Origin of the sequence: Paenibacillus glycanilyticus (assembly GCF_051200795.1) — a bacterium.
Classification (GTDB): domain Bacteria; phylum Bacillota; class Bacilli; order Paenibacillales; family Paenibacillaceae; genus Pristimantibacillus; species Pristimantibacillus glycanilyticus.
In genome coordinates this window covers 2,431,840-2,444,232 of record NZ_CP195155.1, presented here as the reverse complement: position 1 = coordinate 2,444,232, position 12,393 = coordinate 2,431,840, and the positions used below count along the sequence as shown (strand labels likewise).

The 12,393-nt window shown below is 49.8% G+C and carries 11 protein-coding genes and 1 other RNA gene; 2 read left to right on the top strand and 10 right to left on the bottom strand.

Features of this window, described 5'->3' with window-relative positions:
- The first annotated feature begins 119 nt into the window (after positions 1-119).
- Positions 120-812 carry a queuosine precursor transporter gene (locus tag ACR9FF_RS11075; protein WP_201003706.1) on the top strand — a complete coding sequence of 231 codons (693 nt, stop codon included), beginning with the start codon at positions 120-122 and terminating at the stop codon, positions 810-812.
- A gap of 61 nt (positions 813-873) precedes the next feature.
- On the opposite strand, the gene ACR9FF_RS11070 is transcribed toward ACR9FF_RS11075, so the two are convergent.
- The 5 genes from ACR9FF_RS11070 to ACR9FF_RS11050 form a co-directional block, all read right to left on the bottom strand.
- Complete coding sequence (locus ACR9FF_RS11070) at positions 874-3,141, bottom strand: alpha/beta hydrolase family protein (protein WP_435171051.1); 2,268 nt, start codon at positions 3,139-3,141, stop codon at positions 874-876.
- A complete protein-coding gene (locus ACR9FF_RS11065) occupies positions 3,126-3,920 on the bottom strand; it encodes an ABC transporter ATP-binding protein (protein ID WP_201003710.1) in 795 nt (264 codons plus the stop codon). The genes ACR9FF_RS11070 and ACR9FF_RS11065 overlap by 16 nt, the downstream gene beginning before the upstream one ends.
- A gap of 150 nt (positions 3,921-4,070) precedes the next feature.
- The gene (locus ACR9FF_RS11060; protein WP_127496376.1) at positions 4,071-4,517 is read right to left on the bottom strand and encodes a DUF4190 domain-containing protein; all 447 of its coding nucleotides are present in this window, start codon (positions 4,515-4,517) and stop codon (positions 4,071-4,073) included.
- 6 nt (positions 4,518-4,523) lie between these two features.
- Positions 4,524-4,730, bottom strand: coding sequence for a DUF1540 domain-containing protein (locus ACR9FF_RS11055; protein ID WP_127496377.1), 207 nt, complete (start codon positions 4,728-4,730; stop codon positions 4,524-4,526).
- A gap of 54 nt (positions 4,731-4,784) precedes the next feature.
- Entirely contained in the window at positions 4,785-5,285 is a 501-nt protein-coding gene (locus ACR9FF_RS11050; protein WP_127496378.1) for a YpuI family protein, read from the bottom strand.
- Positions 5,286-5,472: 187 nt separating this feature from the next.
- On the opposite strand from ACR9FF_RS11050, the gene ACR9FF_RS11045 reads away from it, so the two are divergent.
- Complete coding sequence (locus ACR9FF_RS11045) at positions 5,473-7,344, top strand: S8 family peptidase (RefSeq protein WP_435171047.1); 1,872 nt, start codon at positions 5,473-5,475, stop codon at positions 7,342-7,344.
- A 608-nt stretch (positions 7,345-7,952) separates the two neighbouring features.
- Here the strand turns inward: ACR9FF_RS11045 and rnpB are convergent.
- The 5 genes from rnpB to rpoD all read right to left on the bottom strand — a co-directional run bounded on the left by rnpB (position 7,953) and on the right by rpoD (position 12,368).
- An RNA gene (gene rnpB, locus ACR9FF_RS11040) (RNase P RNA component class A) lies at positions 7,953-8,358 on the bottom strand.
- Between the two features lie 64 nt (positions 8,359-8,422).
- Positions 8,423-9,544: a Nif3-like dinuclear metal center hexameric protein gene (locus ACR9FF_RS11035; RefSeq protein WP_127496380.1), complete on the bottom strand. Its 1,122-nt coding sequence runs from the start codon at positions 9,542-9,544 to the stop codon at positions 8,423-8,425.
- Positions 9,511-10,299, bottom strand: coding sequence for a tRNA (adenine(22)-N(1))-methyltransferase (locus ACR9FF_RS11030; protein ID WP_435171045.1), 789 nt, complete (start codon positions 10,297-10,299; stop codon positions 9,511-9,513). The genes ACR9FF_RS11035 and ACR9FF_RS11030 overlap by 34 nt, the downstream gene beginning before the upstream one ends.
- The gene (locus ACR9FF_RS11025; RefSeq protein WP_435171043.1) at positions 10,299-11,138 is read right to left on the bottom strand and encodes a hypothetical protein; all 840 of its coding nucleotides are present in this window, start codon (positions 11,136-11,138) and stop codon (positions 10,299-10,301) included. The genes ACR9FF_RS11030 and ACR9FF_RS11025 overlap by 1 nt, the downstream gene beginning before the upstream one ends.
- 99 nt (positions 11,139-11,237) lie before the next feature.
- Positions 11,238-12,368 (bottom strand): RNA polymerase sigma factor RpoD, encoded by a 1,131-nt coding sequence (rpoD, locus tag ACR9FF_RS11020; RefSeq protein ID WP_127496383.1) that lies wholly within the window; start codon positions 12,366-12,368, stop codon positions 11,238-11,240.
- Positions 12,369-12,393 lie beyond the last annotated feature (25 nt).

Below are 12,393 nucleotides of genomic sequence, written 5' to 3'. Positions count from 1 at the left end.
GATCCCCCGATAACAAGCGATTATAATGTCAAAGGCAGAAAATCTATCATACACCTTGCGATGCCCTGCTGCAAGTTCCGCTCATCGCTTACTTTATTCGAGACCTACAGGGAGGCAATATGTTTAATTTGTGGTTTGGCGCGCTATTTATGCTCGTCCATTTTACCTTATTTCTGATCTCTTACCGGTTATTTGGGCGCGTCGGCATTTACGCCTGGATCGGCATGGCAACCGTACTGGCGAATGTACAGGTGGTAAAAACCGTGGAAATGCCTTTTGATATCGTCATTACGCTTGGCAATACGATGTATGGCACCATTTATCTCGCATCCGATCTGCTTAACGAAAAGTACGGAGAGCGTGCTGCCAAAAAAGCGGTATGGTTCGGCTTCTTTACGCTAATTGCCTCAACGATCATTATGCAGATGGCGCTTGTCTTCCACCCGGACAGCTCCGGGCTTGCCCATGACACCAATGATGCCCTGCACATGATCTTTGGGCTGATGCCGCAAATTGCGCTCGGAAGCTTGTGCGCGTATTTCGTCAGCCAGTTTCTCGACGTGAGGATCTATTCCGTTCTTAAGCGGGTATTCCCGGCTCCCGGACAACTCTGGATCCGCAATAATGGCAGTACGGTTATCAGTCAATTTGTTGATACCCTTATCTTTTGCACCATCGCATTTGCCGGCACGCTGGAAGGAAGCGTATGGGTCTCGGTCTTTCTTTCGACCTATGTCATTAAATTTATCGTATCCCTATGTTCTACTCCGTTCCTGTATGCAGCAAGGCGGTTTACGTTTAAGGAAGAATAGCCTTAATTTTAATGAAACAAGAAAAAGAGCTCCCGGATCAGGGAGCTCTTTTTTGGAGAATTCAATTGGATAATCCAATATCATCAAGCATGATTTTGCCTGGACCGCCAATAAAGCGGAAGGTGATCTGACTGATGGATAAGTCCTTGTTGTCAACCGCCTCGGCAAAATCATTGAGCGGTACCCGGAATGTCTGGAATACCGACTCCGTGTCATGCTTGTACTTCCCGCTTTTAATGGTCTTCTCAAGCCAAGGAATAATGGTGTACGTCGTAACGAACGGTTGCTGAACCGGCATGTAGGCACTCAGCGGTAAAATAATGGTATCTCCAGCCGTTGACATTAACTCAATTTGAATCTGGGGCACGGATTCCTGATAGTCGGGATCCAGCTGCGACGCCAGATTGGCGAGAGAGAAGGTGAACATCCGATTCGCGTCAGCCGCGCTTGCAAGCGAGAATGGCTCAGCTAAAGATAAGGTATAAGAGCTGTCCTCCAGCCACTCCACCTGCGCACCAACCGTTCCTTTATTATTGTGATCCCGGTCCTTCACATCCAGCTCATCCCAGGATTTCAGGTTATCCTCTTCAAGCTTTCCGCCTGCCGGCAGCGTTGTTTTGTTCCGGTCCTCGTCGTATCTTGCAATCGTATCAAAGCTCGAGTCCTCGTATCTGGATACGTAAGCGGTGGAATCAGGCAGCCAGTCGAGGCCGGTGCGGTAATCCTGCAGCAGCGGGATGTATTCTGCCTGATGGCGGAGCGTTGTTTCAAGGAAGGCCGACACATAGACTTGAGCGGCCAGCTGCTGCTCTAAGGGCTCCATCATTCCGCGTTGACTCAGGAAAAGACCGCCCGGCGGACGTTCGTCCATCGTTCCCCACTCCGTATTAAACCGGCTGTGATTCGCCTCGGATAAATAAACGGAAGCTTTCCTATAACCGGAACCCGGAGAAAAGCTAGTCCGAATATATTGCCGGTCTCCGTAAAAGTCATTTACATCTCCGTCTCGAGCCCCTTGCAGGACTAGATAGTTCACATCGGCAAGATTAGCCGACTTGTTATCGATTGCTTTATCCGTGGGTGCGAGGGCAATTACCGTTTGAATATGAACCTGTTCCTTATCGAGACTGTCCAGACTCCGATCGCCGGCAAACCAGGTATCCCGGTCGGCTGCCATTGCTACGGCTTGACCGCCGCGAGAATGCCCGATGAGCGCAATATTGGAGAAATCCACTTTATTATAGAAAGCACTATCCGACTTTTCGCTAAACGCTTGAATTTGTTGAATATGCTTAAGCAGCATCCAAGCTCTGACTTTAAAATCATTATCCGGAATTCCCGACCAAGCCGAATAATTCAAGAAATTCTCATCTGCCGAAATAGCGATGTATCCACGGCTAGCAAGCAGCTTGCCCAAATAATCGTAACCGGCATCCGAGAAATCTTCCATCAGATGATTGCCATGCACCATCAGAACGAGAGGAAACGGGCCATCCCCGTCGGGCATCCATACCCGGCCATTCAGCGGCAGCTTTTCTTCGTCGAAGCCCCAGAACCTTTCCTTCATCCAATACCAGTTCTTGATGTAATCGGAAGCATCCACTGATGCGGAGATCAGCTCAGCGCCTTTTCCATACTCCTTGCGCTGCTTGTCCGTTCCGCTCCCATACGTGAAAAAACGATAGCTGTAGCTGCCAAGCTCGCTAGGGTTATCGGCGTCGATAGCAGCTACTTCGGAAGCTCCTATCTCCTCCGCCCCGGCGAATACGGCTGCCGCATGCCCGCCGCCGTAAGGCTCTTTCATCCATATAAATACACCGGTCACCGACATGGCGGCAATCACAATGCCGGATATGAACCGTATGCGGCTTCGGCTGAACCAGCCGATCAATACCCCGGCAACAGCGCCTATTATCGTATAGATAACGGCGCATAGAATCGAATTCCAAATCTCGAAATCCGAATAATACAAAATATAATAGCACTCGAAGCCGACGTAAATCAGAAAACCGGCGAATAAACGCGGTATCGGCACATACAGCAACGATAAGATAATGGAAATAAGCTGGGAAGCGATCAGTAAAGCCACTGCATTCGCAAGCACAAACGCCCCAACGTCGATAGCCGTCCCAAATCCGGTCGGCATGCCTAATGCGACGGTTATGATTGCTGCGGATCCGAATAACAGGAGTCCCGCCGCCCCGGACCGCCAGAGCGGACCATCGTATTCGAGCCGGTTCCCTATTCGGGCGCGAAGCCAACTAAGAAATCTCTTTCTTCGCGGTTCCGGTTCCGGCTGCAAATGCGATTGAATTAATTCGAGTTCCATAGCGACTCCGATTGCTTGACGAACAGCCAGTTCCGGCCGTCGCGGCGTTCAATCTCTACCGGAACATCAAAGAAACGGCTCATTCGCTCTGAGGTTAAAACATCGTTAGTTGCTCCCGCAGCAAAAACTTCACCTTGCTTAATCAATAGCGTATGACTGAAACAAGGCAATATTTCTTCCACATGATGCGTGACGTATATAATGGTAGGGCCGTCTTTCGCCACCTTATGAATCATGGACAATAGCTGCTCGCGCGCAAAAACGTCAAGTCCCGTGCATGGCTCGTCCAGGATAAGCAGCTTCGGTTTTGCCATTAATGCCCTTGCGATCAGGACGCGCTGCCGCTCGCCTTGCGACATCGTATCGTAAGTGCGTTCAGCCAAATAAGCGCAGCCCAGACTCGTCAGCAAAGCCAACGCCTGGTCTCGATCGGCTTCATTTGTATGATCGTAAAGACCAATCGTGGCGAACTTTCCGCTTAACACAATGTTAATGGCATTTTCGCTGCCGTACAGCTTTTGCTGAAGTGAGGTACTTACCCAGCCGATGCTTTTGCGCAGCTCGCGTAAATCGTATTCCCCGAATTTTTTGCCAAGCACCGAAAGCTGTCCGCTCGTTGGCCAAATATAGCCGTTAATCATATTGAGAAGTGTTGTTTTCCCGGATCCGTTCAAGCCCAGCAAGCACCAATGCTCGTTTGGCTGAACCTTCCAATTAATATCGCGAAGGACCTGCTTGTCCCCACGTTCCCAGCTAGCCTGCTGAATATCAATAACCATCGGTTGTTCCCTCCCATACATCTATAAATTATAGGTAAAATCGGGCAGAGCGGCAATCCAAAGTTATTGACAGTCCATTAATACTTTTCCGTATGTACGATTGGAGAACATAAAAAAGGCCCGGCAGCAATTGCTGCCAAGGCCAATTCTTCAGGTAACCGCATAATAAAATGGAACGATAACTAATGAAAGCAATACAGCGATAAGACCAATTGCCATCGCCCAGCCCCCAAGCGCCCTTGCTCCCTGACGGAAAGCAATAAAGCCCAGTACGGCTGAAGTGATGCCCAGCACCACCGGCCACAGGAACCAGGATGCTGCCGCAAATACAAGCGCTACCCAGCCAAGGGCTGTTCCCCCGGACTCCACAGCATCTGCCGCTTCTTCGATTTTCTGTTCTCTCGGTACATAGGAGACTGGACTGCCCACAGCGAAATCCGCCGCCATCTCTTCGTGGACGTTGCCCACGTTGTTCTCGTTAGCCCATTCTTCCACTTTACCGCCGTTCAAGTCAGGCATTGCATTTGGCGCAGACACTTCGTATTGCGGATAATCGTTCTTGTGACGATCCGTGATTTTTACGCCTCGTTGATCCATTCCCCGTCACTCCTTCGGTTTAAAAGTGTGGCAGCAGGTAGCGGATGATTCTGTAGCTTGATCCTGATGGTAAAGCCCAAGATCATCAGCTGCGAATTCTTCGTTGAAGTCTGCATGCTGATCAATATCGATGGAAATGGCATCAGCATTGCAATTGTTGCCCTCTTTCCAGAAGGCGCAATTGGACACGCTGCAGGTTACACCTTTCGGCATAAAAAAATCACCTCCGATATCAAGTTTCCCTGATCGAAAGTGATTCATTCCGTCCTATTTTTGCCCCTGCATACGGCGCTGGGTCATGTAATCATTCTCATAATAAGCCAGCTCGTCGCGGAGCTCTTCGTAAATTTTCGAAACGCTCAGGACGATGTTACGCGCTTCGCGGATAGGCTTGAACCGGAAACGGATGGCGTCTTGTCCGGTGTAAGCATAACGGCCGTCTTCCGAATAACATTCATTCTTCGGATAGAAGAAGGCATTCACGCACTGATGATAAACATCGTACAAGGCGCGTTCAGCAAAATCGTTATCGAAATTTGGCCGTCTGAGCAGTACTCCAAGTTTCTCAACCGAGACTTCAGAGAAGACCAACAGATGTCTCAAATCAGACAAGAGGCCTTTGTAGAACGTTTGTGCTTCATCTCCAGTCTCTTCGCCGATTAATTGGTTCAGCGAATACTGGTTAAGAAACGTTTCCAATTGATTAATTGCATCTTTTAACTTTGTACGCGATGTTTCACTAAGCGACTTCGCATTGGTCGATGGCATAGGTAGTTCCCCTTTCTTCTACTACAACAAAAAAACTAAGGCATCAACAACATGATACCACAAATTACATTCGTTTGGTACTGGCGGTTCAGACATTGTTCGGCGCATATTTTCGGCCATGCGATGCGCAACCTATCCATTAGCGTTGCAACTAAGCTGGCAAAGCGATGAAGGGACGAAAGAAACAATGAATGCGAGAAAATGGGTTGGTCTTTGTGCCATTATAGCACTGGTAGCCATTGTTGTACCCGGTACGCGATATATTTTCAATGACCGGAAAGCTCCTGAATCCGAAGTAAGAAATTTCTCGGCGCATCAGGAAAAAACATTGAAAGTCAAAACTTTAAACAAGGATATGGACGCTACCGCTCTTCTCTGTACGACGGAATGCAGCAAGGAATTCCGCAAGCTAATGAACAGCGACACCAAAAAGGGCGCAATGAAGGCGCAGTCGGATAAAGTAGCCCATTTGATGAACATGCATAAGCATATGGTCTACATCAGCTGGATCAACGGAGATCGAAGCGTAGACCGCGGCGCTCTCCCGGACAAAACAGCGGCGCAATATGTGGAAGAAGCCAAGGCTAAGGTAAAAGCCAGCCAGCCTTATCACTCCAAGCCGTTTATGAGCGAAACCGGCAGCCGGTACATGGTGCTTGGAGTGCCTAGCGGGAAAAATAACGGCATTGGTGTCGTAGGCGTCATCAATCAGGATATCGTGATGCAGGTCGAGCGCCATCAAAAACGGAATTTACGGCTTGTTCCTTATCCTGCTGAAGGCAACTACCGAGTCGAATCGGTGGAACCTAATACCAACCGCGAAACGACAGTACGGGATGGCGAAGACAACGGCAATGCCAGCCATTATCATGTCAAGGATGTGGTTGTACATTTCCAGGATAAGCTGACAAACCAGCAATTAGAACAAATCAAGCAAAAAATCAATGCCGAGAAAATTCAGCGCGTTGGCGATACCTATGTATTCCGTTCCAAGAACATGGATGCCGATAGAATGGTTCATTATTTCCAAAAATCTTGGAAAACCGAATACGTGGAGCCTCATTATCTGTACCTGACGAATGAAACGGCCGCGTCCGATAACACAGCCGACATCATCACTCCTAACGATGCCCTATATTCCCAATACCAGTGGAATCTGCCTTCCATCGAAACCGAAAAAGGCTGGGGCTTATCCAAAGGTAATGACAAAGTTATCGTTGCTATTCTGGATACCGGCGTCCAAGCCGATCATCCGGATTTGAAGGGCAAGCTGCTCAATGGCACAAACATTGTGGATACGAATGCCGCTCCGAATGACGATGTTGGTCATGGTACCCATGTGGCAGGTATTATTGGCGCAACCGTCAACAATGGCGAAGGTGTTGCGGGCATCTCCTGGTATAACAAAATTATGCCGGTTAAAGTGCTCGACAGCAGCGGCGCAGGCTCTACCTATTCGGTTGCGCAAGGGATCATATGGGCTACCGACCATGGCGCCAAAGTTATTAATATGAGTCTTGGCAACTATGCGCAGGCCGAATTCCTGCATGATGCGATTAAGTATGCCTACGATCATGACGTCGTGATGGTTGCGGCAAGCGGCAATGACAATACCGACCGGCCTGGTTACCCGGCCGCATATCCGGAAGTTTTTGCTGTTGCGGCAACGGATGCGTCGAAAAACAAAGCTTCGTTCTCGAATTTCGGCGATTACATTGACGTAGCAGCGCCTGGCGACAGCATCGCCAGCACTTATCCGGGCAGCCAATATGCGGCGTTGTCAGGCACCTCTATGGCCAGCCCGCACGTAGCGGCATTAGCCGGCTTGATTCGCTCCATTAACCCTGACCTCAACAATGAAGAGGTTATGGACATTATGCGCAAATCGGCTATTGACCTTGGCAACAAGGGTAAAGACAACTATTTCGGCTACGGTCTGATCGACGTCGACAAAGCTCTGAAGGCAGCATCGAACTACACCACTGCCCTGCAGAACTTCCCAAGTCAAACCGAACGTCGCCTGGAAGCGATTAGCCGGCGGTATAGCGCTGGCAGCTAAGAACGGAAGCTGCCCTTACCCTCGACTCCCGCCGTTCAATTTATATATAAAAATGGAAGCATCCTCTGGCTTTTGTCCGAGGATGCTTTTACTTTTAACCTGCTGCTCACCTTGCACGAAATACAGTATAATTAGCTCGTTTAGGCTTGTATTAGGAATTATGTTGTATGAAATACAGTATATTTCGCCAAGCCAGCTATTTTTAATTCATTGCGCGAAGATATCCTGGCATTTATTGCAGTGTATCTCCCCTTCTCTTGTTGCTACCCTGTAATATCCTGTATTTTATGCGACGTAGCCTGGCTGCCATTATGTAATTAGCTATACCTAGCGGTGAAGCCTTGCGAGGCAACCTTCGGTTTGAGGTAAATAAGCGTAAGCTCCCTTGGAATAAGCAAGTGGAGCTTATTTGTTGTCGTGCAGGACAAGGGCTGGCGATAAAGGAGGGAAAGGAGTACTCTTGAGAAGCGAAGCGTCCGCCGTAGACAATAGCGGTCGAAAGAGCTACTCCAGCCCCGACGATCCAACGGCCAACCACCTAAATTTTCCGCAATAAGCAACAAAAAAGCCTCCCGGCGAATGCCAGGAGGCGTAATTTGTTGTCCGTTGCGGAAAGTTTGCCGTAAGCCGGGTTCTGTGCTTCTAGTGGTCATAACGGGAACGACCCTCCCACGGGCGAAGCGACAATCATCTATCTAGGCTGTTTATTGCTAAACAGCTCAAGCAACCAACCCGAACGAGCCTCGGGCTAAGGCTGCAGCTCTAGGCTGCTACGTTCTCTCGGTCTTGCTCCAAGTGGGGTTTACCAGGAATATAGTCACCCATACTCCTCGTGGTCTCTTACACCACGGTTCCACCCTTGCCTGTGCCGGCGTAAACCAGCCATCGGCGGTCCATTTCTGTGGCACTATCCTTCAGCTCGCGCTGACTGGACGTTATCCAGCACCCTGCCCTGTGGAGCCCGGACTTTCCTCTCGCGGCAACAAGGCCGCCAGCGATTGTCTGTCAAACTTTCCGATGCACGAATAAGTATACAGGGTATTTTACAAAACCTCAACCTGTTTTATCGTCCCAAATGCTACACGAACCGGAAAGGCTCCGTATTTATGGAGGAATGAACAGCTTTTGTCTCGTATTTCCGTTCCGACAGCTGTTGATTCAGCCAGTCGGCCACACGCTGCTTCATGATTTTCTCGACATTATGACCTGGATCAATAATGGAAAGACCGTCCGCGAGCGCGTCATGAGCGGTATGATAATCGACGTCCCCCGTGATGAGCACATCCGCTCCGGCAAATTGCGCATGACGGGTGTAACGCCCGCCTGAGCCGCCTAAAACGGCTGCTTTCTTAATGACCCGGTTCGGGTCGCCAACAAGTCTAACATACGGCACCTCGAACACTTCCTTTACCTTTTCGACCAGTTCGCCAAGGGTGACAGGCTGCTCCAGCTTTCCGCTGCGGCCAAGGCCAAAGGATCTGCCCTTCAGATCAACCGAGTACAGGTCATAGGCTACTTCTTCGTAAGGATGCGCCTTCAGCATGGCCTGCACCACCTTGCGGTGAACGCTGTGCGGAACAATCGTTTCAATGCGAATTTCCTTCGCTTTTTCCAATTGTCCTTGCTTGCCTATAAACGGATTCGTGCCTTCTCCGGGAAGGAACGTTCCCGTCCCTTCGATATTAAAGCTGCAGTGGCTGTAATCGCCGATATGGCCGGCTCCCGCCTGGAACATTGCTTGAAGCACCTTTTCATGCTGCTCCTCCGGAACAAAAACAACCAGCTTATAGAGCTTATCCGTGTGCACCTCTTCGAGACATTGGCGGCCTTCCGCCTTAATGCCAACCAGGTCTGCCATCCAATCGTTAATGCCGCCGTCAGCCACATCCAGATTGGTGTGCGAGATATAGACCGCGATATCATTTTTGATCAGCTTCTCGTACAGCCTTCCTGCCGGAGTTGAGGTATCCAGCTTCGCCAAGGGACGGTAGATGATGGCATGATGCGCGATAATAAGCTCCGCTCCGGCAGCGATGGCCTCATCGACAACTTCATCCGTCACATCCAGCGCTACAATGATTTTCCGGATTTCCTTGTTCAACGTTCCAAGCTGCAGTCCGATTTTATCATTCTCGACCGCATAATGCTTTGGCGCAAGCTGCTCCATTAGTTGGATGACGGTCTGCCCGTTTGCAAACATTGAAGCACCTCCTCGATTACATTCATTTCCTCACGGAATTGCTGCTTCTTCTGCTCCGCTTGCTCGAGATCGGATTGGGACATCTGAGCTACAATCTTGCCAAGCTTATCGAGCTCAAGACGCCACTTTTTGAAGAAGACATCCTGCGGCGCGCGAAGCAGATGCGGCCCCATCCTTTCCAGAATCGCAGCACCTTTCTCTTGATAAGCAGGCAGTGCAAGGAATGAGGGGTCGTAAACTTCGGAATTTCGCTTCCTCGCTTCGGCTTCATCATATTTGAAGGCATGCAGCACTTCGTAAATTTTGTCGTCTTCCTCCAGAATGGACTCCTCCGCAAGGAACCAATCGCGCTTCAATAACCAGCCTCGCACAAACTCTTCGCCGACATTAGGCTGGAGAATCAATTCCTTTACCCCATCCAGCTTTCCGGCTAAATAACCTTCTTCCAAAATGCTGCTCATTAAGCTGCCGCCCATGCCCGCAATAGTTACCGTATCGGTCTCCCCAGGCTGCAGGACGGACAACCCGTCCCCGCGGCGGACTTGAAGCTTGCCGGTAAGGCCCGCATCCGCGGCTTGCTTACGCGCCGCCTCAAACGGACCGGGATTTAGCTCTCCCGCAATGGCAGAGGGAACTCGGCCGGATTGGATCAAATAAACCGGAAGCAGCGCGTGGTCGGAACCGATATCCGCTACGCGCGAGCCCGGCGTTACAAAGTCTGCGATTCTTTGCAGACGTCTCGATAATTTCAACATTAAGCAACCCACACCATCCATTGTTTTCGCATAAAGAATAACAGCCCGCCGCCCACAGCAATCTTCAAGAGCAATTGAAGCTGCAGCTGCAGCATAACCGGTTCTTTCCATACAATCATTTCGTATAACTCCGGCACAAACCATAAAATCGCGCATGCGGCGAATAAAACCATAGCAGCCTGCTTGGACCAACGGTGGACAAACCAGCTTGCCCAGCCGAACAGAACCGAGAGCGGCATCCAATAGAGCTGAGATTCATACCACTCCGGCGCGCTCGTAAACTTGGCAAGCAGCCATGCATATACCATTATTCCCGCAAGCCAGCCGCAAAGATGCAGCAGCTGGATTCTTGCCGCGATTCCGTACACCACCCAGAACAGCGCGCAAAAACCAAGCATCCCGGCCTTCCAGCCCCATTCCGTCATCTCGTGCAAATCCAATATGTATAGGCCGGCGCCAAGCATCAACAGCATGCCCCCGCCTGTTACAGCAAGCCCGGCTGACTCCTGGCGTCTTCTCAAACGGGCGCCAAACCACAGCAGACCAATGACGCCAACGGCCGAAACCCCAATTTGCAATAGAGGGTGAAAAACGTTAAAATAAAGCACAACAAAGGAAATAAAGGTAAAAAAACCAAATGTAAGGAGCCAATGTTTGCCTGAAGCCTGTTGAACGGCCATTACCGCCTTGGCTATCGAATGATTGGATTCACGCCTTACTTCCTGATCATGATCCATATACAAGTTAAGCAGAAAATCACAATATTGATCCGGCAGCAATTTGCTCCTGCTCCAGTGCTCAATTTCTCTGACGATAATCTGGCGTCGCTCTTCATTCATATGCCTTATGTTATCCTCTCAGGTAGAATGACGATAGGTTCAATTGGAAAAAAAGACCTTGCTGCAAGAGCAGAAAGGTCCTTATCGGTTAATGCTATCTTATTCTAGGAAATCTTTAAGCCGTTTGCTGCGGCTTGGGTGACGGAGCTTGCGGAGTGCTTTCGCTTCGATCTGACGAATCCGTTCACGGGTTACGCCGAATACTTTGCCAACCTCTTCGAGGGTGCGAGTACGGCCGTCGTCAAGTCCAAAACGCAGACGGAGTACATTTTCCTCACGCTCTGTCAATGTATCAAGCACATCTTCCAACTGCTCCTTAAGCAGCTCGTAAGCCGCCGCGTCAGCAGGTGCAAGTGCTTCTTGATCCTCAATAAAATCGCCAAGATGCGAATCGTCTTCTTCACCGATCGGTGTTTCGAGCGATACCGGCTCTTGAGCAATCTTCATAATTTCCCTTACTTTATCGGTACTGAGTTCCATCTCCGCAGCGATTTCTTCCGGGGTCGGTTCGCGCCCAAGCTCTTGAAGGAGCTGTCTCGAGACGCGGATCAGCTTGTTGATCGTTTCGACCATATGAACCGGAATCCGAATGGTACGCGCTTGGTCCGCAATGGCGCGCGTAATCGCTTGGCGAATCCACCAGGTTGCGTACGTACTGAACTTAAAGCCTTTTTGATGGTCGAACTTCTCTACCGCTTTAATCAGACCCATGTTGCCTTCCTGAATCAAATCAAGGAACAGCATGCCGCGGCCGACGTAGCGTTTCGCGATACTGACAACGAGACGAAGGTTCGCTTCCGCAAGTCTGCGCTTCGCTTCCTCATCCCCGTTCTCGATCCGTCTTGCCAGTTCGATTTCATCATCCGCCGACAGGAGCGGAACACGGCCGATTTCTTTCAAATACATGCGTACAGGGTCATTAATTTTGATCCCCGGAGGCAGAGCCAAGTCATCGTCGAAGTTGAAATCATCCTGCTCGCGATCCGAGTCCTCACCGCGGTTAAGCGGATCACGATCCTCGTCTCTTTCGTTTAATACCTCAATTCCTAAATCGTCAAGCTGTTCGAAAAACTCATCGATTTGCTCCGGATCTTGATCAAACGGCGACAATTTCTCCATAATCTCTTTATAAGTTAAGGAGGCTCTTTTCTTCCCCTGTTCAATCAATTGTTCCTTCACTAAATCCAGTTTTTGTTCGGCATCTAGTTCAGTATGCTGATCATTCGCCATATTCCGACTCCCTCCTCCCTAGAAC